Consider the following 23,316-nt stretch of genomic DNA (forward strand, 5'->3'; position numbering starts at 1 on the left):
CGCCCGCGGTGATTTTTGTGCCGCTGTGTCTCCCCACCCCCCATGGGGGCCCCGTTGGGCGGTGGGGGGGGGGGGTGTGGTGGGGGGGGGGGGGGGCCCCCCCCCCCCCCCCCCGACGCCGTGGTCGGCGATCCGCGAGGCAGTGGATACGAGGAGGACGGCTTCGAGACCCCACAGGTCACCCGGTTGGCGAGGGCCTGGTGCGCGGAGTGGCGGCTGGGCAGGCTAGTTTGCTCGGGTGAGTCTCCTTGATGATGTGGCCGAGCGCGACGGCTGGCGATGCTGGGTGTGCGACGAACCGGTCGACCCCGACAAGTCGGTGAACGACCCGCAGGGGCCCAGTGTCGACAGTCGGACCACCGACCGGAAGGCCAAGGTCGCCGAGCGGCTTGCGCACCGCGGGTGCAATTCCCGCAAGGGTGCGGTCAAGGTGGTCATCGCCTGGCCGGACCGTCCGTACGTGGTCGAACCCGCCCCGCTGATCGCCGTTGCCGCGCGACTGGAGCGCAAGGGGGGTCGCGAGATGGTGGGCCGTTGTCCGACCCGGCAGGACGCCCAAGCGGCGGCGGATTGGCTGGTGGACCGGTTCTCCCGACTGGCACCGGGGCTGCCGGTGACCGCCGACATCGAGGCGGGTGGCGGCCAGTTCCTCGTCATCCTGTCCACCGGCCGTCGCTGAGCGGGGATCGGCGGCGCACTCGTGCCGCGGGGCGCCGAGCCCTCGTCGTCGCTCACGTGCAGCCTTGACGCTTTGCATGATGACTCCGGCCGGCGAAAGGTCGACCGTCTGGTCGACCCGCCGGGGGGCGCGCTCGTCGATTCGCCCGCCCGATCCACGCCGTCGCCGCCCGCCTGAGCTTCACCGTTCCCGCGCGACGCTGCGGCCCGCGCCTCACAGTCGGACTGCGACATCAACCGATCGACGACGGATGTCTGTTCGTGCCGTGTGGGCGGCGACGCGGGACGCCTCGTGTGCGGCGGGGGCAACACGACGGCACCGTTTTACGACGGTGCCGCCGCTCGCGTCGGGCGTGATCAGCGCGAGGTCCTCCGGCGGGCGTAGACGAGGGATCCGAAGCCGATGGCGACCGATCCGGCTGCGGCGCCGGCCAGGATCAGCCCGGGCTGCGATCCGCTCCCGCCGGTCCGGGCGAGTTCGGGGTTCACCGGTGCCGGGGCCTGTTCCGGCGCCGCGGACTCGGACTCGGGCACCGGTGCCGCAGCGGGCTTCGACGGGGTGAGTGAGGCCGGTTCCGTGCGGGGCTTCGACGAGGCTGCGGTGGGAGTCCCCGAGGCGGACCGGGTGTGCGCGTCGTGTCCGCCGCCCGCCGCCGCAGTGGTGGGGGAGGACTTGCCGGTGGGGGCGGGGACGGAACTGCCACTGCCGTCGAAGACCACGTCCGAGCAGGAGTAGAACGCCTCGCCGCTGTCGGAGCGTTGCCAGACGATGTAGATCAGGTGACGGCCGGACCGCGCCGGCAAGCGGCCCTGGACCACGTAGGAGCCGTTTTCCAGCGAGGGATCGGTCGCCGTCACGAACGGCGCCGCCTCCAGGTCGGACCAGCGAAGGGGTTTGGTGACGTCGAAGCCGTTCTTGGTGATGTAGTACTCGAACGTGCCCTTGTGGGGCGCGGTGGCCTTGTAGCGGAACGTGTACGACCCCCCGGAGGGCAGGTTGGCCGTCGGCCAGTCGGTACGCGGGAGATCGAGACCGGCGTACTGGGGGTTGTTCGCGCTGCACAACTTGCCGTCGGGAATGATCTGCCGATGCCTGCCCGCGGCATCGGCGATGTTGACCGCGTTCGGGTCGTAGAACGGGGCGGGGTTGTCGCCCACCGCAGCCTTGGCGGCGCGGCACGCCGGGAGTCGGAAGTTCTCCGGATTCTCGCCCCCCTGGGTCGAACACAACTGGATACGACTCGGAGGATTCAGCGACGTGCCATGCGCGAACGCCGTTCCCGTGCCTATTCCGGAGAGAACGAGCGCGAGCGTGAACGGAAACGCTGCCAGAATTTGCACCGGATGCTTCTTCACCGACGGTTGTCCTTCGTTCGTGTGGGGTACGGGGGCTGCATTGGAACCTAACGTCAACGAGGAAGCCGAAGAAGGGATTACGAAGGAATCGGTCCGATCCAGAGCAGCGTTTATGTGGGAGATGAGTCGTACTTAAGGGAGGCGCGGTCGTGGACATGCCGGGTCCGCTGGTGGGGTGCGGCGGCCACCGTCGGTGCCATTTGCTTCGCCCTTCGTGATGCACACCTGAGCACGGATATTTTCGACGGATGTGTGGGGATCTCTCTCGGTGTCCCCGGCCAGCGGAATTCCCGCGTGAGCCGTCAGCCGTCGGCCATCAGCCGTGAGCCGAGGGTGCGGTGGGCGCGCCCGACCCCGGCGGCGGCTCGGTCGGGTCAGGTCGGTGCCTGGAGCTTCACCCCCACACCGCGCACGGTGTGCACGTAGCGTGGTTGCCGGGCCGTTTCGCCGAGCTTGCGTCGCAGCCAGGACAGATGCACGTCGATGGTCTGGTCGTCGCCCTGGGCGTGGCCCCATACCTGCGCGAGGATGTCACGGCGGGTCACCACCGCGCCCACCTGGGATGCGAGGCACGCCAACAGGTCGAACTCGCGCCGGGTCAGGTCCACCGTCCTGCCGTCGAACTCCACCTCACGGCGCAGGACATCGACGCGCAACGCACCGCAGACGAATACGTCGCGGGCGTCGCGGCGTCTGTCGTAGCGTCTCATCACCGCCGACATCCGTGCCCGGAGGTGCTCTCCCGAGAACGGTTTCGTCACATAGTCGTCGGCGCCGGCGTTGAGCAATCGAATGATTTCCGCCTCGTCGTCACGACCGGTCGCGACGATGACCGGGACGTCGGATATGCCGCGCAACATCTTCAGTGCCTCACCACCGTCGAGATCCGGCAATCCCAGGTCGAGAATGACCACGTCGAAGGATTGCCGGGCGATTTCACGCAGAGCGTCCAGGGCGGTTCCCACACTGCGAACTCCATGAGCTTCCTGCGTGATGAATCGAATCAGAGCGGAACGTACAAAATGATCGTCTTCAACCAAGAGCACCTGAGCCATGACCCGAGACCATAGTGCCTCGGCGTCGCCATGGAGATCGGGAATCGAAACCCTGCGGGAAATCAAGGCCGGAAAGGAGGCGGAGGGAAAGCGAAATAAGCGGCCGGTTTCTGCTACCGGCCCGTTCGGGCATGGTCGTCCGATGCGATCTCACGGCACCCGGGCCCCCGCGATCGTCCCCGAACCGGGCGCCGCCTGCGGAGTGGTCGCCGGCGCGCCCTGCGAACTCGTGCGGTCCGGGGCAACCGGCGCGCTCGGTGCGGGAACGCCGGTGAGGGCGACGATCAACACGCTCGTGGCCGTCAGCGAGAGGGCGGTGGCCGTGCGACGAAGAGTCATGACGGTTCCTTGAACGAAGGAGCGAAGGGGAGGTGTCGGCGCGTGCGGGCGTCGGCCACGCGGGAGTTGCTCGGCGGGGGATCGAAGACGCGCTAGGCGTCGAAGACTTCGGCGTGGACCTGCCCGCGTGGCACACCGGCGCGGCGCAGGACTCGCAGGGTCGCGCGCGTCATGTCCGGCGAGCCGCACAGGTACACGTCGTGCTCGCCGATGTCGGGTACGAGTCGGCGCAGTCGCGCGGACGTGACGGGGTTGTCGGGCCCGCGCGAGGAGCCCAGCAGGTAGTGGACGTGGCACGAGCGGCGCCACGCGATCTCTTCCAGTTCCTCCCGGAGCGCGAGTTGCGCCGAGTCGGTCGCCCGGTAGAGCAACGTGATGTCGCCCGGTTCGCCGGGCAGCGTTTCGAACAGGGCGCGCATCGGGGTGATCCCGATGCCTCCCGCGATCAGCAGTACTTTGCGGCGGGTGCGGCGTCGGGCGGTCATCGCACCGAACGGGCCCGTGGCGAGCACCCGGGTGCCCGGCCGCAGGCGTTTGACGCGTCGGGTGTGATCCCCGACGACCTTGACCGTGATGCGCAGCGTGTCGTCGCGTACGGGCGCCGAGACCGAGAAGGGCAGCGACGTCCAGCACAGGCGACGGGTCAGGAATCGCCAACGAAAGAACTGACCCGAGGCGGCGTCCAGGGACGCGAGCCCGCGGCCGGTCATGAGCACCGAAACGACGTCCGGGGTTTCGTCGTAGACGCGCAGCACGCGGATGTCGTGACGGCGCAGCGCACGAAGCGGGACGACGACCCGGTACCACACCAGCAATACCGCGACCTGGACATGAAGGAAGGTCCACAACCATGCGAGGACCGGCGCTCCGCCGAGGTCGGGGCCCGCAGGCTGATGGAAGAAGGCGATCGCCGTCCCGACGTAGGTGAGCAGATGGATCCGAAGCCAGCTCTCGTGGCTCACCCGGGTGCGCACCGCGCGCGCGGAGAACACCGCGACCGCGACCAGGAGCGCGCAGCCGAACGTGGCGGCGGCCAGCGCGGGGTAGCCGAGGATGTCGAGCAGCCCGTCGACGGGCCCCACATGGTTGTAGGCGCTGTAGGCCCACCAGGCGAGTCCGGTGTGGGCGAGCATCAGCAGGACGATTGTGCGCCCGCCGCGTGCGTGCCAACGCGCCAGTGTGTCCGCGCCGATGCCGTGTTCGACCGCCGGTATACGCGTCATCAGGAGCAGCATCGCCAACATGCCCAGACCCGCGAGCAACCCCGTCAGGTGCGCTGCGGTCGCCAGGAGGGCGGCGAGGCGCGTGCTGGGTCGGATCTGTGCGGCCCATATGCCGAAGGTCGTCCCGCCGACGAACAGCAGGGCGAACTGCGGGACGTGGGGGGAGATTCGTGGTGGGGCCACGGTTCGGTGCGTGCCCGCTCCCGTCCTGGGCCCCTCGCTCCCGGGCATGGGGTGGTCTTCGGCGCGGACGGGCAGTCGTGGAGGTGCCGGAGGCGTTGCGGACTTCGGGGAATCGGCAGGGGGAGCCTGCGGTGACGGTGACGGTGACGGTGACGGTGCCGTGCGCGGGACGACGGGAGGCTCGATCTGTGTCCACGACAGGGTGCGTGCGTGTGCGGGCACGGATGCCGCCGGAGGGTTGTCGGTCGACGCGGAAGCGGGCGGGAACGGGGACGCGGACGGAGACGGAGACAGGGATACGGGTGGCGCCACCGGTCCCCGGGAGGACACGGGTGCCACCAGTGGTGGTGTCTTCCCGATCGTGAGCGGACCGGGCGCGAGTCGTGTGGGCACTGCGGCTTCCGGGGAAGTACCGACGGGGGCCGCGCGGCGGCGTCGGCCTCCGGGGCGTGACGCCGCGTTGTGAATACCGTCGGGACGAGGGTGCTGTGCGGCGGTGTGCGGCATAGGCGGGAAAATAGCGGCGAACCGAAGGCTTGTCAGGACGAAAAGCCCGACCGCGACGGTACTTAAGATCAACTTATGACTTCCTTGACGTCAGTTTGAGAGACCCGCTCCGGCTTGTTGCCGAAGACAATGTCCGGGTCGGCAAAGGAGCGCCTGCCCCGCGTGACCGTGCACCCGTTTCGTCGTGCACGACCGGGCGATTCGGAAGTCGCGTGGACGGTGTCCGTCGGCAGGCCGATCCGTCGTGGGTCGGCCCTTCGAACTCGGCTGCGCAGGCTGCCTCGACGCCCGAACACGGAACGAGAAGCGGGTACTTCGTCTCCTTGGGTGCCGGTGCGTACATCTGTACGACCAGGTCGGATGAGCCCGGCCATGGACGCTCGCCGCCCGTTCCCGCGCCCGCGTCGACGGCCTTCGGCAAGCGGAAAAGGTTCGTCCGTATGCCTCGGGAAGAATCCACAATGCCCGACGAGGCCCCAGTCGTTGAATAGTTCGAGAATTGCTCGATCCATGCTCTCGCCCTCGGCTCGACCGAACAATCGGCCGCGTGTGTTTCCCCCGCGACCGGACCGCCGGGAGCGAGGAAAAGTGTAGGGAAGACGTGCCGAATGGAATTCCCCGGAAGCGGATCGGATGGCCGTGTGAATCGTCGGGGACCGGACGGATCACGGTCAGTGGACCGTGTACCCGAGGAGCAGCGTCCAGTGGGGAACACCCATTGCGTCGATGTGGACCCCCGCTCCGACGCGTGTCCAGCGCGGGTCCAGGATGTTCGCCCGGTGTTGCGGGCTGTGCATCCACAGCGCGAGGACGGCCTCGGGGGAGGGCTGGCCGAAGGCGAGGCTCGCGCCGCCGATCCCGGCGATCCGCGGGAGGCCGCCGCGAGTCCACGGTCCGATGTTCCATCGGTCGCGTGCACTGGTGCGAGTGTCGTTCGCATACCTCGGCGTGGCCGCGTCCCGGCTCATCGTGTCCGCGACGTGCACCAGTTCGGCGTCCGTCGCCAGTGGGCGGAGTCCGGCGGCCTCGCGTTGCCCGTTGACCATGCGCAGGACGGTGCTCGCGAACGTCGACCCGGCCGGCGGTGGTGTCGGTGCTTCCCTGGTCGGCGGTTTGGTCGGCGGTTCGGTCGGGGGAGGGGCCGGGGGTGGTGCCGCGGCGGGTTGCGTGGCGGCCTTGATCGGCTCGGAACGGGCGGTCGGGCGGGTGGCGGGCGGAGCCGTCCGAGGGGCCGCGGGCGCGTCGGAGTTCGCCGACGAAGCGGGTGGTACGGGCGGGATGAGCGATACGGAGGCGGCCGGGGACCCGTCTGCGGCGGGTGCCGCTTCGACGACGTTGTGCCGTGGGGCGGTCGCCCGGTCGACGACGGTGACACTGACACCCAAGGCCAGCACGCTCGCGCCCACGGCGTACGCCACGCCGCGCTGCGCGCCGAGCGGTGCGGCCCCGGCCTGTGGCCACGTCGGGCGCCGGTGGCTCCCGGTCCTGTCGCGACGGCGATGCTGTCCCACGTTCGGTCCTTCCTGAAGTCTCAAGCGCCCGGGCGGATACGGGCGTTGTGGATACGCACCGGGCTCACGTCCGGTTGGCGCCGATGGCTCCTCGGCCGTCGGAGGGCGCGGTGGACGTGGTCGTACCGGCTTCCAGGGCGCGGACCACGATGCGCGGCGCCGCAGGGAGTTGTCGGTGCCGGCGGCGTGGTGGCCCGGCGTCGACGACGGTGCCCGGCACGGTGACCGGGGGCGGGCCGAAGGGGCGGCTTCGCTGCGCGGTGGCGTGGGCGTCGGGGAGGTCGTCGTCACGGTTGTCGGCGTGCCGGCCCCGGCGGGCGGGCTGTGCGGAGGGCTGTGCGGCGGGCTGGGCATGGGTGGCTGCGGTCGTCGCGACGTGCGCCGCGGGTTGCTGCCGGCGGGCGAGTTCGGCCGTCGGTTGTGCTGAGCCGTCGGCCGGTTGCAGCAGCCGGTCGGCCAGGTGCGCGGCCTGGCCGCAGTCCTCGGCGAGTTGCCGCAGGATGCGATTGGCTTCGGGCCACAGCACGCCCGCCGGGTCCTCGACGAGATGGGTCAGGATCTGCGCCGTCCGGTCGAGCGGGGCGCGTAGTTCGTGGTCGAGGACGGCGGCCAGCCGGTCGCGGCGAACTGCGGCCGCGTGCACGGCGGATCGGTCGGTGAAGGCCACGACCGCGCCGACGAGGTGGCCCTCGTCGGTCATCGGGACGGTGCTGAGCCGGACCGGGTGCCACGTGTCGTCTCGGCCCCACAACACGGCGCCGAGGTCGTGGTGGCTGCGTCCCGTCCGCAGGGTGTCGGTCAGCGGCGACTCCTCCGGGGGCAGCGGGCTGCCGTCCTCGGTGGAGTGCAGTGCCAGGGGCAGGAGTTCGCGGCCGCGGAGTTCGCTTGCGGGGCGTCCCAGCAGGCGGGTGGCCGCCGGGTTGGCGAGCACGATCCGGCCGCGCATGTCCACTCCGACGATGCCTTCGGCGGTGGCCCGCAGGATCAGCTCCGTCTGCCGGTTCAGGCGCCGGCAGGCGCGCTCCGCGGAGAGCTGTGACGTCACGTCGGTGACGGTGACCATCAGGAAGTCGCGGTCGTCGTGGTCGAGACCGTGCGGGGCGGGCCCGGCCGGCGGGGACATCGGCGATGCCGGTTCGTCGTCGAGGTCGGCTCGGCGCACCAGGCGGATCGCGACCTCGGCGGTGAACTCGAAGCCGTCGGTGCACCGTACGGTCATGTGCGTCGGCTCGTCGTCCCGGTCGTCGTCGCAGGCGACGCCGCCCGGAGTACGGCCGAGGTCGAACTGCGGGAGGATGTCCAGAACCCCGCGGCCCAGCAGGTGGGTCGTGGGTGCCTGCAGACCGTCGACGGCGGCCGTGTTGGCGCCGACGACGGTTCCGTTGCAGTCCACGAGCAGGACCGGTTGGGGGAAGGCGTCGGTGATGCGCGGCAAGCGGGCGGTGCGACGGGCGGGGGCGCCGCAGGTGACGGGCGGGACCGGGTCGGTGGTGGCCGCCGGTGTCCAGGCGGGGGTGTGCGGCTCCACGGGTGCAAGGTCTGCGTAGTTCACTGTGACGCCAATCTCGGAGTCGGAGGCGAGGTCGGTGCCGCGACGTGGTCCTGTGAGCGGGACCGGGGCGGGGCGGTCTCGGCCGCCCCGCCCCGGTCCCGTCAGCGTCGCCGTGCCGTCACGTCCGGCGGCGGCGCCGGGCGGCTGCGAAGACGCCCGCGCCACCCGCCAGGGCGACCGCGGCCGTTGCGGACACGGCGAGGACGGTTGCGTGCGAACCACCGGTCTCGGCCAGCGACTTGCCGTCGCCGGGCGTGTTCGGGCCGGCCGACTCCGGCGGCGTGGCGCCCGGAGACTCCGCGGACGGGGTCGGCCGGTCGGGCAGGCCCGGTTGCTCGGGCGTACCCGGTCGGGAGGGCTGCGGGACGGATGCGGACGGTGTGGGAGGCGCGGGGAGTTCGGGCTTGCAGGCGAAGGCCGGCGTGCCACTCCACGGATAATTGTGGCTTTCGTTGCCCGTCCCGTGCATTCTTACGTTCCCACCGACGTACAGACGGCCGTTGGTGCTCGCCGTCAGATCCGCCGATGCCTTGGGGGCGAGGATCGACCCGATGAAGTTGCCGCCGCCGCCCAGGGTCAGGGACGCGGCTTCGCGGAAGTTGTACAGGATGCGCGAAGCGGCCTGGCCGTATTTGGGTGACGAATAGATATCGACGCGTTCCCCGTTGAATCCGACGGACATCGGCGAAATGGATATCCCCGGTGTGCCGGTCACGTTCACCAGGACCGAGGAGTTCTCCGGGATCGCCTCGAATACGAACGACGAAGCGCCGTTGATATCCGCCGCGGATATTGCGAAAACCTGGATGTTCCCGACGCTCGCCGCGGTGCTCTTGAACGTCACGGTCGCGCCCGAGCGGATCGCCGTGCCGGTCTGCTTGAGTGCGCCGAGCGATGCGGACTCGTCCTGCAGGGTCCGGTCGAAGCCGGCGTACGGCTCGATCGCCCGGGCGGGCCCCATCTGCGACGGGCCGGCCCCGCCGTTGGTCTGCAACGAGCCGGCGGCGTTCAAGGAGCCGCCGATCTGTACCGAACCACCATATTTGGGCCCGGTGGTGAGCCCGGAGCCGACGTCGACCGTCGTACCCTTGGCGATCGAGAGATCACCACCGACGGCCAGCATGACGTTGCCGGAGGTCGGCAGGATGCCCGAACCGGCGCCCACACGGCCCACGTTGAACACGCCGCCGGAACTCTTCGCGAACGTCGCCCGCCCCTTGACCACCAACAGGCCCTCGGCCTCCGCGGCCGCACCGTCGGCCGTGTAGTCGCCGCCCGCGAAAAGCGCCACATTGTTGTCGGTGAAACGCGGCGAATTCCCTATGGCCGGCATTTCTCCGGAGGTCGGACAGGACGCCGACCGGCCGCCCGACTTTTCCGCGTAACCGGGTCCTGCGCCGATCAGACCGAGAGCGGCCGCTGCGGCGATGGCCGCGGTGACGCCCGCCATGTTCTTTCCATTGATTCTCACGACGCGAAAGATTAGCAGCCCGTGCCACAAATGAACTCGTCCACCTGGTGGTTCATGATTAATATTGGCCTAGTGTCGCCTTAAAAGAATCTCAAGAACATCGCCGGCGGGTGCGGGAATCTTCCCGCAGGGCACGGCGTCGACACGCGTATTGGGAGATGCCCCCGCGGACGGGCACCGACACTTCCTGAGGTCGATGGCTTTCGATGGGGCCGCAGCGGGCGAGCACGACGCACCGCGGCCCGCACGCCGTACGCGAGGTGGTCGGCCGGACCGGGCGGCACGAGGCCCGGTCGACCGGGCGGCAGGAAGAAGCGGACGGGCCGGACACGGCACCACGCCTGTCGATTCCGAACCCGGCGGCGTTGGGTACGCGCCGTCGTCGGGTTGGAAGTACGGACGGCATCGGCTCCGTGGAGCGCGGCGGTCCGTTCGAAACCACCCACGGCCGGGAGCAGCCTCTGCGCACATCCCGTGCATCGGCCCGAAGGCACATCCGGCTCAACGAACCCCGGACCGAAGGGCACACCCGACACGGGTTTGTGCGGCCCGCCTATTCCTCGTGGGTGGAGACCACGGGCGGGTGGTCGTTCCAGGTGACGAAAATCGAGGACGTGTGCCCGTCCTTGGTGAAGTCCACCCGGATCCACTCGGCGCTGTTCCACACCTTCGCGGCCCAGTTCGGCGCAGGGGTCGCGGCGATCAGCGATGCCGACGTGGCACCGATTTCGAAGGACGCCCGCCCGCCGAGGACCTGGTACATCCCGGGCGTCGTGTTCGCGTCGGGGGGACTCTTCTTCGGTGTCGGGGACTTCGACGGCGGACGGGTGGATGCGGGTGGCGGGGCCGCCACCACCTTCTTGCCGGTCGGGGTCGGCGCCGCGGGGCTTTCCGACGACTGGGGCCGGGCCTGTGCGGACGGGCTGTGTTGCGGCGCGGCCGGGAACGGGGGCCGTTCGAAGACGGTGTCGCGCAGCACCGCGCGCACCCCCCACCAGGCGAGGGCGGTCACGATCGTGGTCGTCGTCACCCAGAGCGCGAGGGAGGCGGCGGCCCGGCGGGCGCGCCGCATCGTCGTTTCCCGGATGGCTCCGGGCACCGGGGGGCGCGGACGCGCGGGAGCGACGGCGTCTCGGGGCCGGGCGTGGGATCGGCGCTGCGGGGCCGGGGGCGCGGATCGGATGTTGACGGCGATTTTGGTGGACCTCGCAGTTTCGCCCGGCCGCGTGCGCGGCACGGTGTTTCCCGGCACGGGGAACCTGCGTCGGGCCGCCACCGTAGCGGCCTTCCCGAAGGCACGTCCTTAAGCGGTGTTGAGCCGTCCCTTAACGTCCGCTCAAAGATCACGGCGGCCACGAGGAGCACCTTCCACCGCGCCCGCCCGGCCGGGCGCGACGCTCGTTCACCAAGCCCGGATGTTCCCGGGGCGGGGGTTCGTGCCCGGGCCGACGGCGGGAAGGGCGGACGGGCGTCGAATGGGCGCGTCGGCGGCGCTCCACCTGGCATCGCGGCCGACCCGCCCATCCGCGATCGGAACTCGGGGCCGTGGATGTGTGCGGTGGCGGCTCGGAATCGTCATGAACGGTAAGGGAGGTCTGCCATCAACCGGTCGAGTCCTTCGGGGAGTTCCGTTGTCGCGCACCCGCCACCCGCGTAGACCCGTGATCCGGCGGCCCTCGAACCACGGGTCGGCCGAACACGTCGAGTGGGTGCACCAAGGGGCCGCCGAGGTGATGCTCACGTGCCGCGCGACCGGTCCATCGGAATCGACTCCGAGTGGACCACTCACGCGGACCGATGCACGCCTACCGTTGCGGCCATGACCGAAAAGCGCGGTGGGACGGTACTGACGACCCTTCTCCACCAGACTCCGCCGTTTCTGCCCACGGCCGCCGAAGTGATGGCCATGACGGTCGAGTTGCCGCCCGGAGACGCGGGTACGCCGCCTCACCGGCACTCGGGTCCGGTGTTCGGCTACATGCTCGAAGGCGAGATGGTGTTCGAGCTCGAAGGCGAACCCGAGCGGATCATTCGCGCCGGCGAGGCGTTCTGGGAGCCGGGCGGCGATGTCATCCACTACCGGGCGGGCAACAATCTCGCGGACGCGTGGAGCCGGTTCGTGGTGGTCATGGTCGGCGTCCCCGGCGAGCCCATGCTCACCCTCGTCGACGCGGAGGAACTGCTCGTACGGCGGGACCGCCGGGCGCCTCGACCGACCGGGTGAGCGCCGAACCCGTACACCGCCCGGGGCACCGACGCCTCGGCCCGACCACGACCGAAAGCCGAAGTTGCGAACATGCGTATTCTCATTGCCGGTTCGACCGGCGTCCTGGGCCGGCGGGTCGTCCCCGCGCTCGTCGCCGCGGGGCATCGTGTCACAGCGCTGACGCGTCGCCCGGAAGCCTCGACCGATCTGCGAGCACACGGCGTCCAGGTCGCGTCCGCGGACGTCTACGATCGCGAGGCGCTCACCCGCGTGGTCAGCCGGGCCGAGCCCGACGTGGTGATGCATCAACTCACCGATCTGTCCGCGGTCGACCTCGTGGCCAACGCGAGGATGCGCGCCGTCGGCACCCGTAATCTCGTCGATGCCGCACAGGAGGCGGGAGTTCGGCGCATCGTGGCGCAGAGCATCGCGTGGGCGTACGAGGCGGGTGAAGAGCCCGCCGACGAGAGGACGCCGCTGGACGCCACGACCATCGAACCTCGACGCGGCACGGTCGAGGGCGTGATCGCCCTGGAACGAGCGGTAAGCGAGCTGCCCGAATGGGTGGTGCTGCGCTATGGCCTGCTCTATGGCCCGGGTACCTGGTTTGCGGCCGACGGGAGCAAGGCGGCCGACGCGCGGGCGGCTCGGTTGCCCGGCGGCCCGGACGTGTCGAGTTTCGTTCACGTCGACGACGCCGCCGCCGCGGCGGCGGCCGCGTTGCACTGGCCGTGCGGCCTGGTGAACGTGGTCGACGACGAGCCGGCGACCGCCGACGAGTGGGTGCCGGCGTTCGCCCGTGCGGTGGGTGCGCCGTCGCCCGCCGCAGCGATCGGCGTGCCGCACGCCGGCTGGGCCCGAGGCGCGGACAACCACTTGGCCCGCAAACACCTGGGCTGGATCCCGACCCACCCGTCATGGCGGTCCGGGTTCGACACCCTGTAAGTCCCCGAGGGGACGCCCCTATCGCCGGGTGCCCGTCGGCCCCGCCCGCAGTCCCTCCGCCGCCGGCACGTCGCCGAGCAGGTCCAGCGCCTGGCTCCACGCGTGCGGTGGTGGTGTGGCGTAGCCCAGGACGAGCGCGGCCGGGGCCGACGCGTCGGCAGGATGCCGATAGCCGGAGGTGTGCAGGCCCTGCAACCGCAGCCCCACGTACTCGCCGGCGGCGACCAGTCGACGTTCGTGTTCGGCGGAGGGCACGGGCAACAACGCGTGCAGGCCGGCGGCCACCCCGACGAGCGCGAGTCCGGTGACCGCGGCGACGCGATCGGCGAGTTCGCCGCGCCGCCGCCGGTACGCCGAACGTACGCGGCGCACGTGCCGGTCGTAGTCGCCGCGTGCGACCAGATCGGCGAGCGTCGATTGCTCGATCACGGACACGCCGCCGCCGCTCTCGCGCATCGCCGCCGACACCGGGACGCGCAGCGCCGGCGGCACGACGAGCCAACCGAGGCGCAACCCGGGCGCGAGGGTCTTGCTGACACTGCCGGCGAACACGACCCGTTCGGGGTCGAGCGCTTGAAGCGCCCCCACCGGTCTGCCGTCGTAGCGAAACTCGCCGTCGTAGTCGTCCTCGACCAGGAACCCTTCGGTGCGTCGAGCCCAGGCGACGAACTCGCCACGCCGTGCGGGCGACAGCACCACACCACTGGGATGTTGGTGCGCCGGCGTGAGCAACGCGACCCCCGTTTCCGCGGTGAGGCCGGCCGGATCGGCGCCGAACTCGTCCACCCGCAGCGGCACACAGGTCAGGCCCGCCGCCGTGAGCAGTTCGCGATGCCGCGCGAGCCCCGGGTCCTCGGTTGCGGCGTGCCGTACCCCCATGCCGCGCAGTGCACGTGCCGGCAGCGCGAGTCCGTGGCTGAATCCCGCGGTGACGACGACCGCGTCCGGGGTGACCCGCGCACCCCTGGCCCGCGCGGCGTACGTGGCCACGCTCGTGCGCAAGGTCGCGCTTCCCTCGAAGTCACCGTAGTCGAGGCGCTCCGCCTCGACCCGATCCAGGACGCGGCGGACACCCGCCGTCCACGCCGTTCGGGGAAACGACGCGAGGTCGGGTCGACCGGGCCGCAGATCGGCCCGCCAACGACGCTTTTCCGGTGCACATTCCCTGCGGCGATCGTCGTCGGAGGGTCCGGGGACATTCACGTGCGCCACGTGCGTGCCGGACCCCGGCGATCCGGTCAACCAACCCTCGGCGGCGAGTTGGGTGTACGCGCGGACGATCGTGCCACGTGCCAGGCCCAGGTCCGACGCCAGCGCGCGCGAGCCGGGCAGACGGGTCCCCGCGGCAAGCCGGCCCGAGCGCACGGCCTCGCGCAACGCGTCCTCCAGGGAACGACCGGCGCCGGTGGCACGTCGCACAAGGTCGATGTGCAGATCGACGCCGGCGACGGGAACGGCCTCGGCGCGCCTGGTCGGCGAGGCGTTCAACGGGATGTCGACGCAATCGCGGCGGGGTGGCGCGGTCCGAGGAAGACCGTCATGCCCGATTCATCGGTGCCGATTCGGTGCCACATGTTCGTCGTACTCTCCTGATTCCATGGGCGACTGCTTCGGGCGGGTGCGCCGAGCCCGGATGTGGGCGTCCTCCCCCTCGACCGGGCGTCGAGCGGTGGCATCACGTCCGGGGCCTTTGGTCAGGTGGGCCCGTGGCCCTCGCCCACCCGCCGCCGTCCTGGCCCACACACGATCGGGCCTCACACGTCCTCGTCGACCGGCCGCCGTAGGGGCTGTGCGCTCCGGTGGCCATCCACCGCAACCGGCGCCGGAGGGGTGGCGTTCGGCGCGGCATGCCGTGGTCGTCGAGCTGTGAACGCATCCGCGCTGCCCGGAGGCGAGTTCGGGCGGAACACGCGCTGTCCCGGCTGAAGAAGCGGAAAACAACCTCCGGTGCCGAGACTCAAGCAGGGGGATCGATCTCGGCTGCGGTCAGGTCCGCGAGTCGTTGTGCGGTGTCGAAGTGGGGGGTGAGACGGGTCTTGGTCATGGCGAACGAGGTGCCGGTGGCGGTATCGGCATAGACGTAACTGCCGCCACCACCGACCCAGCCGAACGTGGTGAGCCCCTCGTCCGGCCGAGCGCCGATGCGGCCGAGCGGGTAGCCCAGCGCCAGTCGCACATGGTTGCCGAAGACGAGGTCGGTGCCCTCGAAGGCCACCGCCGTCACCTCGTCGAGCCGGTGTGCATCGATGAGCCGACCGTCGAGGAGCGCGGCATTCATGGCGGCGATCGCCCGCGCGGTGAACGTACCGACGGAGGGGATGTCGGCTTGCAGGATCTCGTGGCTGTTGCCCATCGCCGCGGTCGGTCGCAGTTCCCAGGGCGCGAGCATGGCGTTGCCGTCGGGTGGGACGACCGGTTGTGGCGCGACGTCTTCGAGTCGTGCCAGGCGGGCAAGGTCGGTTGCGGGCACACCGAAGAACAGGTCACCGTCCAGGCCCAGCGGCACGGCGATCCACTCCCGCAAAAGCTGCCGCATCGGTTTGCCCGCGGCCCGGCGTGCGACCTCGCCGACAAGGAAGCCGAAGGTGAACGAGTGATACCCCGTCCGAGTACCGGGGCGCCATCGCGGTTCGGCGTCGGCGATCGCGCCGCACACCCGCGACCAGTCGCTCAGGTCGGCGGGGCCGATGCCACGAGGCATCGCCGGCACACCGACCGAGTGTGTCAACACGTGCCGAAGAGTCGCGGTCGCCTTGCCGTGGGCACCGAACTCCGGCCAGAGGTCGACCACAGGCGTGTCGTACACGACGACACCGGACTCGACGAGCAGGTGAGCGATCAGCGACGTCACCACCTTGCCGGCGGAGAAACCGAAGAACGGGGTCTCCGCGGTCACCCTGCGCCCGGTCCGGCCGTCGGCGACACCGGCGACGGCGTCGACGACGAGCGCACCGCGGTGGTACACCGCCACTTGCAAGCCGGTTTCGGCTCCCGTATCGACGAGGTCGTCCAGGACGTCTTGGACCTTTTGCTGCAGTGAGGCCATCGTGGTCACCGGCCGGGCCACGTGTAGCGAGTCTGACTGGCCACCGGCAGCTTGCCGAAAGCGAATCCGACGGTCGGCGCGACTCGATACAGCCTGACGTCGCCCCCGATGACAGCCTCGCCCAACCCGTACCAGGTCCCCTCCGGGCCGGTCAGATGTGCGCCGTACTTCAGCTCGAAGTCCGCGACCGCCCGCTCACGCTCGGAGCGCCCGTCCACCACGGACGCGACACCCTCGATGACGACGTCCACACCGGTCAGGGCATTCGTGCCGGTCGTCAGCACACAGCGGGGATTGCGGTCGAGGTTTTGTGCCTTGCGCTCGCGACCACCCGTGGTGAAGCACATGGCCCCCAAACTCCAAACGGCCAACAAAGGCGTCACGTGCGGTCGCCCGTCGGGCCGCGTCGTGGAAAGCCAGAACACCTCCGCCGCACCGATGACCGCCAATGCCGACGCCCACGGCGTCGCTCGCGCGTCCGGAGACGAGAACGACCCCAACACGGTGTCCGGTTCGCTGTCCAACATGTCACTTCCTCGATGAGGCATGGTCGGCCAACCGACACCGGGAAGCAGCACCGCCGAGCCGACCCGTCATGCCCTCTGGTAGGTGTTACGTGCCGTCATGATGATGACCTGAACGCGCCGAGAAACTCATCGGACCGCGCACACCCGAGTGCCGTCGCCACGAGGCACACCTGCTCGCGAGTGCGAGGACGCGCCTGACGAATGCTCCCATGGCATCGGGGAAGTCCCGGTCGAAGTCGTTCGGCAAAACGGGGAATCCCGGCTGGTCCGGACGGGGTGTCGTGGTTCGTTCGGGGCGGGAATCGGGTTGCGTCGGGGGTCCCGCTTGGGGCACACGCGTACGAGGCCGTACACGCCATCGCCACGGCGCAGCGCGGCGATCCGGCCGTAGCCGGTGTCGGCGGCGTACCCCCACAACGCGGCGATCGCCTCGTCGTACGTCAGCCGATGGTGTCGGCGCGTTCGCGCACCAGCACCTCGGCGCCGGTCTGGCGGAAGCTCTGCTCCGACACCACCACCATGCGCGCCGACTCCCGGAACGCCTCCAGCGACGTGGAGCCGCAACTGACCATCGTCGCGCGGATCTTCGACGTCGTCATCGCGACCGCGTCGTACAGGCTGCCCGCGTACGGCACCAGCCCGTCCACGCCCTCGGCGAAGGCCACCGCCTGCGTGTGCTCGTGGTGCTCGTACCGGGCCGTGTTGCGGGCCCGTATCGAACCCTCGCCCCAATACTCCTTGTAGTCCTGCCCGTTCACCCGCACCCGCCGGGTCGGACTCTCGCTCGTGCGCGCGAAGTAGCGACCGAGCATGATCGCGTCGGCGCCCATGGCGAGCGCGATCGCCATGTGGCTGTCCTCCAGGACGCCCCCGTCGCACACCAGCGGCACATACTCGCCCGTCCGCCGCGCATACGCGTCCCGAGCCTGCGCCACGTCCAACAACGCCGACGCCTGACCGCGGCCGATCCCCTTCTGCGCCCGCGTCGTGCAGATGCTGCCGCCACCGATCCCCACCTTGACGAACGCCGCGCCCGCGTCCGCGAGGTACTCGAACGCCCGACCGTCCACGACATTGCCCGCACCCACGTACACCCCCTCCCCGTGCGCGGAACGCACGTCCTCCAGCACACGTGCCTGGTAGACGGAGTAGCCGTCCGAGGAGTCGATGCACAACAGGTCCGCGCCCGCCTCCACCAACGCCGGCACCCGATCGCGATGGTCACGCGTATTGACCCCGGCGGCCACCCGCAACCGCTTGAGACCGTCGACACTCTCGTGCCGGAACCGCTTGTGCGTGTCGTAGTCGCGGCGCAGGACCAGCGAATCGAGCACGCCCGCGCCGTCCACCACCGCGAGCACGTCCGCGCGCCGGTCCCAAAACAACGCGTTCGCGTCACCCAGGGACACGCCCACCGGCGCGGTGAGAAGGTCTCCGACCCCGCGCATGCGCGCGGACACCGGCGCGCCCCCGCCGTGGCGGTCCCGGTGGAAGTCACCGGGACCGATCAGCCCCACCAGCCGTCCGCCCACCGTTCCGTCCTCGGTCACGGGCACCTGCTCCGCCCCCGACTCCCGGACCAGCTCCGCGACCTCGTCCAGCGTCGCGGTGGGCTTGAGCGACACCGTCGCGGGCCGAAAACCTGCCTTGTGCCGCTTGACCGTCGCCACATCCTCGACCTGTGCCTCGACAGGCTGGTTCTGGTGGACGAACGACAAACCGCCGCACTGCGCCAGGGCGATTGCCAGACGCGGGCCGGACACCGCCTCCATGATCGCGCTCAGCAGGGGAGTGGCCACCCGCAACGGCGATGCCTCGCCGACCCGGTGCCGCACCAACGCGGTCGTCAGATCGACCCGGTCCGGGGTGCATTCCTCGGTGGTCTCGTTCGGCAGCAGCAGGTACTCGCCCAGCGTGCGCGAGACCTCGGACAGAACCTCCACGGCGCGCGTCCTCTCATACGTGCCACGCACGCCCGCCCCCGCGCCCAGCCGCGATCGACGGGATCGCCCGGCACCGACACGACGCAACGCCGAACGGACCGGACAGACCCGGCGGGTTCACACGATGAGACGAACAGGTGCACGAACCGCATCCCGGACGGCTGCGCCACGGGTTCGAGAGCGTGCGGTGGGTGACAACGGTTGCGCGATCCTAACCCACCCCGACACACCGACCGCACCGTCGCCCGAATGCCCGCCGACGCTCGTCAACCACCCCGCACACGGGTACGGCTCCGCGACCGACCCACCCAACCCAGGAACGGCGCCCGGATGAACGCACCACCCGCCCCCTCGACCACAACACTCCGACGCGGCGGCGTACTCGCACCCGGGCTCGGCGCCTCCCTGGTCGTGGCCAACACCAGCAGCGTGTCCGCCATCCTCCCGTGGATCGCCACCGACCTGCACATCGATCGCACCCACACCCAATGGCTGTTCGCGTCCTACGCCATCACCCTCGCTGCCGCCCTCCTCCCGGCCGGCGCCCTGGCCGACCGCCACGGACACCGCCGCGTCTTCCTCGCCGGACTCGCCGCCTTCGCGGTCCTTGCCCTCGCCGCCGCGACCAGCACCCACCCCACCGAACTCCTCCTCGTACGCGCCGCCCAGGGTCTCGCCGGAGCCGTCCTCACCACCTCCTCGCTCGGCCTGCTCAGACACCACCTCCCCGGCCACGACCAGACGCGAGCCTTCGCACTCTGGGGCGCCACCATCGGCGCCGGCGCCGCCATCGGCCCCCTGTTGAGCGGATGGCTCACCGAACACCACTCCTGGCGCTGGGCCATGGCCGCACCGGCGCCCGCCTGTGCCGCGGTGATGCTCATCGCCCTGACGCGCCACGCCCCCATCCCCGGCCACCACAGCACCGTCGACCAACGCCGAACGGCCAGGGTCGCCATCGTTCTCGTGACGGCCGCCTTCGCCGTCGTCGACGGCCCGCTCCACGGCTGGTGGCAACCCCACGACACCCCGCAGCTGCTCGGACGCCCATGGCCCCTGCCCATCGCCCCCGCCGCACTCGCCGCAGCGACCGCCCTGGTCCTCGTCCTCCGTCGACCCCGCCGTACGCCGTCGGCCCTGCGCCCGAACACCGGCTTCAGGACCGCGAACCTGATCGCCGGCGTGATCGCCCTCGGCGAGTTCGGCCTCCTGGCCGTCATCCCCGGCTGGATACGAGAGACCTTCCACGCCTCGCCCACCCAGGTCACCGCCGCGCCCACGGCACTGTCCGTGGGTGTGCTGATCGCGGGAGCCCTCGCGAGCCGGACCCGCAGCCATGCCCCGCTCCGCTGGGTGCGCGCCGGCCTCGGCATCGAAATCGCCACCATGAGCGCGTTCGCCCTGGCCGCGTTGTCTCCGTCGACCTGGTGGACGCCCACGGCATGGCTGGGCCTGTACGGACTCGGAGTGGGCCTGGCCGGCGCCCAACTCACCCACATCGCCCTCCGCGAGATCCCGCGCGAACAATCGGGAGTCGCCGCCGCAACCCACAACGCCGTACGTCAGATCGGCACCGCCGCCGGCATCACCCTCGTCGTCGCGGCCTACATCGCCCTCGCGGGCTCCCGAGAGGGCCCCACGAGCGTTCTCCCGTCGAGCAGTTCCGCCATCTCGGCCACCGCGGCCCTGGTGGCAGCGATTCTCCTCGTCGGCCTCACACTCACCTTCCTCCTGCACCCCGACCCGCGTGGACCACGTGGCCCGAATCGACCGACTGCGGACAGGCGCACACACGAGTGACCCGCCCGATGCGACGGAACAGGTGAGCACGGTGCGGGATCGCGGTTTCGCTCGGTCGGCGCCCGGCCCGGCGGGTGCCGGACGGGCCCTTTCGGGGCTTCGGCGACGACAACGACGGCATCGCCGGCGGGTGGGTCGTGCGCTCCGGCCGGCTCGACGCCCTGCGGGTCGAACACGGCGGCGAACTGCCCGAGTTGCACCTCACCGCTCCGGTCTCGCCGGCGACGTGGGGACCGCCCGCCCCCACATCCGAGCCCCCGTCGCGATCCCGACCACCCCGACGGGCTTGCCAGGGTTCGTCGGCTCGATGCGCCGGCGCGGAACTCCCTTCCCTGCGCCGGTCGTACCGTCGACGTGCCTGCTCCTGGTGTCGCCCGGCCGTCCTGCGCGGGCGGACCGGTGACGACTCCGTGGGCGATGACTCACGCGTCGTTCCCGCCGTGTTGGTCGCGGCTTGCCGGGGCCGCCGTCGTCGTCACGTCGTGGTCGGCACGCACCGCGCGTACTCCCGCAGCCGGGCGTTCCGTTCCGGTCGGGCCGACGGTCGTCGACAACGCGAGGTACCGCAGGGCCGACCGCTCGCCGGGAGCTGCCGGGGCCGTCCGTGCGCGCGGCCGCGACGCGGGCGGCCGGTGGTCACGCCCGCTGCCGGTCGTGTGAAGGCGCGGGTGTGGCGGGGGCGGGGGCGGTGAAGAGCGCGGTGCCGATGACCACCAGGTTTGCCACGAGTTCGTCGGTGGTGAAGCCGAGCGGAGCCGTGGTGCCGCTGCTGTGGCGGGCCCAGTCGGCGAGCGCGCCGGTGGACATGGCGGACCAGGAGAGCACGCGGAACTCCCGTACCGACTGCGGGAGATGCGCGAGATGGTCGTTCAACCGATCGAAGAGCCAGGGCAGTTCGGGAGCGGCGTCTTCGGGGATGAGGGTGGCTGCCGACAGGCCGCGGTCGTGGCGCATCCGGTCCACGATGCGGATGCGGTTGCGACCGGACGGGGTGCCGAGTTGGGCGGCGAGCGGGGCGACCAGGGCGTCGAGGACGGCCGGGATGTCCGGTGGGGCGGGGGCCGCGCGGAGTCGTTCGACCAGGGCGGCGCGCAGCGGGTCGACGTGCGCGTGGTGGCGTTCCATGACCGCGTCGAGGAGCCGGTCGCGAGTACCGAAGTGGTAGTGCAGCGCGGACTTGTTGGCCTGCCCGGCCAGGCGGTGGATGTCGCGCAGGTTCGACTCCCCGACGCCCTGCTCGGCGAACACCTGTTCGGCGGCATCGATGATCCGGTTGCGGGTGGTGGTCGCGTCGCGAGGCATTGGGCCAGCGTAACCGCGGGTTCGAGCGATCCGGGAAAGCGGGTTCGACGGTTTGTGCGAGCCGGTTCGGGCCGTTCGGGGAGCGGGTTCGACCATCGTCGCGAGCGGGTGCCGACCCTGCGTGACCGCGGGGCGGGACTGCCCGAGACGGGATCCGGGGCACGCCTGGGGGCGCGTCGGAGCCGCCCGTGAGCGCGCCTTCCCCGGGTGGGGATGGCCCTTGACTCGGCATGTGCACCGTGCCTTACTAAGGCGGTGCCTTAATTAAGGCGTCGCCTCAAAACGTGCTCAGATCAGAAGGGCGGGCAGCCTCATGGCCGACACTTTCGAAACGCTCGACGACCCGGCGCAGCCGGCGGCGCCCGAGGCACCGGCAACACCCGAGAGGCCGGAGACACCCGAGACCGCAGCAACGCCCGAGACACCGGCGACGCCGGAGCAGGCCACTGCCGCGTGCTTCGCCACGTGGGACCGGTTCTGCGCGGAACTGGCGGACCTGGGTCACACGATCCGCGCCGGCGATCACCCCGATCCCGCCGACGGCCTCCGCCACCTGACCCGGGTGGCGATCCACGCGCTGCAGTCGACCGTCGAGCACGGCGATCCGGCGTTCCCGACGTTCCACCGATTCGACGACGACGTGGTCAAGTGGGGCGGCCCGAACGTCGACAACGTGTACCTGCGGGCCCGCGTCGACGCTGACCACGGCTACCGGGTGACCGGCAACCTCGCCGGGGTGCGCAACCTCATCGTGTCGGTCGTCGAAGGCGACATGCAGATGGAGCAGTACGGCGTGTTCGCCGAGTGCGACATCGATGCCCTCGACGTCGCCGAGGACGGGTCGTTCGAACTGGTCGTCGCCGCGGTTCGGCCCGGCGAGCACACCGGGCCGTGGCTGCGACTGGACCGGCGGGCGCGATACCTGTCGATCCGGGTGTACGTGTGCGACCTGGACCTCGACCGCACGGGCGAGTTCGTCATCGAGCGGATCGGCTCGGCAGGCCGGTTCCCGGCGCCGCTGACGCCGACGCGGCTGGCCGCCCGCATCGCCGAGGCCACCGTGTGGCAGCGGGCCACGATGGAGTACTGGGGCCCCTTCATGGACACCGTGTACGAGCGCGCGGGCGGCCCGAACCGCATCTCGCCGCCGGCTTCGGTACCCGGCGGCGCCCAGGGCATCCGCTACGGCGGCGGCGCCTACGAACTGGGACCGGACCAGGCGCTGCTCATCGAGACCGAGGCGCCGGAGGCGGACTACTGGAGCGTCATGCTCTACAGCAGGCCGTGGTTCGAATCGCTCGACATCCACAACCGGCAGAACGCCCTCAACGGCCAGGAAGCACACGTGGACGCCGACGGCGTGGTGCGCATCGTGGTCGCCCACACCGACCCCGGACTGCCCAACTGGCTGGACACCGAGGGACGTTCCGCCGGGCACGTCGCCTGGCGCTGGGTCCGGGCCCGCACCGCGCCGACGCCGGTCGCCCACGTGGTCCCGTTCGCCGACCTCGACGACCGCGTCCCCGCCGACGCGCGCCGGACGTCCCGCGCCGAACGCGCCGTCTCCCTCGCGCGCCGCCGGGCCCACTTCGCCCGACGCTTCCGCCGCTGACCCCCGACCATCCGCCACCACCCGTTCGCCGGACGCTCCAACTTCGATGCGAGGAACCAC

The 23,316-nt window shown here is 70.9% G+C and carries 18 protein-coding genes; 5 read left to right on the forward strand and 13 right to left on the reverse strand.

Translation table 11 applies throughout. From position 1 onward, the window contains the following. Positions 1-238: 238 nt before the first annotated feature. Entirely contained in the window at positions 239-679 is a 441-nt protein-coding gene (locus ACH4U8_RS09950; RefSeq protein ID WP_360316245.1) for a hypothetical protein, read from the forward strand. Positions 680-1,035: 356 nt separating this feature from the next. Here the strand turns inward: ACH4U8_RS09950 and ACH4U8_RS09955 are convergent, their stop codons facing one another. From ACH4U8_RS09955 to ACH4U8_RS09990, 8 genes are all read right to left on the reverse strand, one after another. Further along, the gene (locus ACH4U8_RS09955) at positions 1,036-2,019 is read right to left on the reverse strand and encodes a lytic polysaccharide monooxygenase (protein WP_395776674.1); all 984 of its coding nucleotides are present in this window, start codon (positions 2,017-2,019) and stop codon (positions 1,036-1,038) included. Between the two features lie 389 nt (positions 2,020-2,408). Further along, complete coding sequence (locus ACH4U8_RS09960; protein ID WP_395776676.1) at positions 2,409-3,089, reverse strand: response regulator transcription factor; 681 nt, start codon at positions 3,087-3,089, stop codon at positions 2,409-2,411. Between the two features lie 150 nt (positions 3,090-3,239). After that, positions 3,240-3,428: a hypothetical protein gene (locus ACH4U8_RS09965; protein ID WP_379992203.1), complete on the reverse strand. Its 189-nt coding sequence runs from the start codon at positions 3,426-3,428 to the stop codon at positions 3,240-3,242. Positions 3,429-3,520: 92 nt separating this feature from the next. Further along, positions 3,521-4,834, reverse strand: coding sequence for a ferric reductase-like transmembrane domain-containing protein (locus ACH4U8_RS09970; protein ID WP_395776678.1), 1,314 nt, complete (start codon positions 4,832-4,834; stop codon positions 3,521-3,523). 1,178 nt (positions 4,835-6,012) lie between these two features. Continuing rightward, positions 6,013-6,387, reverse strand: a complete 375-nt coding sequence (locus ACH4U8_RS09975; RefSeq protein ID WP_395776680.1) for a CAP domain-containing protein — start codon at positions 6,385-6,387, stop codon at positions 6,013-6,015. A gap of 529 nt (positions 6,388-6,916) precedes the next feature. Then, on the reverse strand, positions 6,917-8,380 hold the full coding sequence (locus ACH4U8_RS09980; protein WP_395776682.1) for a PAS domain-containing protein: 1,464 nt from the start codon (positions 8,378-8,380) through the stop codon (positions 6,917-6,919). A 142-nt stretch (positions 8,381-8,522) separates the two neighbouring features. Next, complete coding sequence (locus ACH4U8_RS09985; RefSeq protein ID WP_395776684.1) at positions 8,523-9,875, reverse strand: choice-of-anchor A family protein; 1,353 nt, start codon at positions 9,873-9,875, stop codon at positions 8,523-8,525. Between the two features lie 553 nt (positions 9,876-10,428). After that, positions 10,429-10,947 carry a hypothetical protein gene (locus tag ACH4U8_RS09990; protein ID WP_395776686.1) on the reverse strand — a complete coding sequence of 173 codons (519 nt, stop codon included), beginning with the start codon at positions 10,945-10,947 and terminating at the stop codon, positions 10,429-10,431. A gap of 747 nt (positions 10,948-11,694) precedes the next feature. On the opposite strand from ACH4U8_RS09990, the gene ACH4U8_RS09995 reads away from it, so the two are divergent. Next, positions 11,695-12,099, forward strand: coding sequence for a cupin domain-containing protein (locus tag ACH4U8_RS09995; protein ID WP_360316272.1), 405 nt, complete (start codon positions 11,695-11,697; stop codon positions 12,097-12,099). Positions 12,100-12,171: 72 nt separating this feature from the next. Next, positions 12,172-13,026: an NAD-dependent epimerase/dehydratase family protein gene (locus ACH4U8_RS10000; protein WP_395776688.1), complete on the forward strand. Its 855-nt coding sequence runs from the start codon at positions 12,172-12,174 to the stop codon at positions 13,024-13,026. Between the two features lie 18 nt (positions 13,027-13,044). Here ACH4U8_RS10000 and ACH4U8_RS10005 read toward each other — a convergent pair whose 3' ends face one another. The 4 genes from ACH4U8_RS10005 to ACH4U8_RS10020 all read right to left on the reverse strand — a co-directional run bounded on the left by ACH4U8_RS10005 (position 13,045) and on the right by ACH4U8_RS10020 (position 18,542). Then, positions 13,045-14,445, reverse strand: coding sequence for a PLP-dependent aminotransferase family protein (locus ACH4U8_RS10005; protein ID WP_395776690.1), 1,401 nt, complete (start codon positions 14,443-14,445; stop codon positions 13,045-13,047). A gap of 538 nt (positions 14,446-14,983) precedes the next feature. Further along, on the reverse strand, positions 14,984-16,072 hold the full coding sequence (locus tag ACH4U8_RS10010) for a serine hydrolase domain-containing protein (protein WP_395776692.1): 1,089 nt from the start codon (positions 16,070-16,072) through the stop codon (positions 14,984-14,986). Between the two features lie 5 nt (positions 16,073-16,077). Further along, a complete protein-coding gene (locus ACH4U8_RS10015) occupies positions 16,078-16,599 on the reverse strand; it encodes a pyridoxamine 5'-phosphate oxidase family protein (protein ID WP_395776694.1) in 522 nt (173 codons plus the stop codon). A gap of 440 nt (positions 16,600-17,039) precedes the next feature. After that, the gene (locus ACH4U8_RS10020; protein WP_395776696.1) at positions 17,040-18,542 is read right to left on the reverse strand and encodes an IMP dehydrogenase; all 1,503 of its coding nucleotides are present in this window, start codon (positions 18,540-18,542) and stop codon (positions 17,040-17,042) included. Positions 18,543-18,872: 330 nt separating this feature from the next. On the opposite strand from ACH4U8_RS10020, the gene ACH4U8_RS10025 reads away from it, so the two are divergent. Beyond that, positions 18,873-20,342, forward strand: coding sequence for an MFS transporter (locus ACH4U8_RS10025; RefSeq protein WP_395776698.1), 1,470 nt, complete (start codon positions 18,873-18,875; stop codon positions 20,340-20,342). 636 nt (positions 20,343-20,978) lie between these two features. Here ACH4U8_RS10025 and ACH4U8_RS10030 read toward each other — a convergent pair. Next, complete coding sequence (locus ACH4U8_RS10030) at positions 20,979-21,644, reverse strand: TetR/AcrR family transcriptional regulator (protein WP_395776700.1); 666 nt, start codon at positions 21,642-21,644, stop codon at positions 20,979-20,981. A gap of 313 nt (positions 21,645-21,957) precedes the next feature. Between ACH4U8_RS10030 and ACH4U8_RS10035 the strand changes: the two genes are divergently transcribed. Continuing rightward, a complete protein-coding gene (locus ACH4U8_RS10035) occupies positions 21,958-23,256 on the forward strand; it encodes a DUF1214 domain-containing protein (protein ID WP_395776702.1) in 1,299 nt (432 codons plus the stop codon). The last annotated feature ends 60 nt before the right edge of the window (positions 23,257-23,316 follow it).

Source organism: Embleya sp. NPDC020886 (genome assembly GCF_044333915.1).
In the GTDB taxonomy this organism is placed as follows: Bacteria; Actinomycetota; Actinomycetes; order Streptomycetales; family Streptomycetaceae; genus Embleya.

Coding starts and splice junctions, on each gene's coding strand:
- ACH4U8_RS09960 (WP_395776676.1), bottom strand. CDS start 3,089: ATGGCTCAGGTGCTCTTGGTTGAAGACGATCATTTTGTACGTTCCGCT.
- ACH4U8_RS09965 (WP_379992203.1), bottom strand. CDS start 3,428: ATGACTCTTCGTCGCACGGCCACCGCCCTCTCGCTGACGGCCACGAGC.
- ACH4U8_RS09975 (WP_395776680.1), bottom strand. CDS start 6,387: ATGGTCAACGGGCAACGCGAGGCCGCCGGACTCCGCCCACTGGCGACG.
- ACH4U8_RS09990 (WP_395776686.1), bottom strand. CDS start 10,947: ATGCGGCGCGCCCGCCGGGCCGCCGCCTCCCTCGCGCTCTGGGTGACG.
- ACH4U8_RS09995 (WP_360316272.1), top strand. CDS start 11,695: ATGACCGAAAAGCGCGGTGGGACGGTACTGACGACCCTTCTCCACCAG.
- ACH4U8_RS10000 (WP_395776688.1), top strand. CDS start 12,172: ATGCGTATTCTCATTGCCGGTTCGACCGGCGTCCTGGGCCGGCGGGTC.
- ACH4U8_RS10010 (WP_395776692.1), bottom strand. CDS start 16,072: ATGGCCTCACTGCAGCAAAAGGTCCAAGACGTCCTGGACGACCTCGTC.
- ACH4U8_RS10015 (WP_395776694.1), bottom strand. CDS start 16,599: ATGTTGGACAGCGAACCGGACACCGTGTTGGGGTCGTTCTCGTCTCCG.
- ACH4U8_RS10025 (WP_395776698.1), top strand. CDS start 18,873: ATGAACGCACCACCCGCCCCCTCGACCACAACACTCCGACGCGGCGGC.
- ACH4U8_RS10030 (WP_395776700.1), bottom strand. CDS start 21,644: ATGCCTCGCGACGCGACCACCACCCGCAACCGGATCATCGATGCCGCC.
- ACH4U8_RS10035 (WP_395776702.1), top strand. CDS start 21,958: ATGGCCGACACTTTCGAAACGCTCGACGACCCGGCGCAGCCGGCGGCG.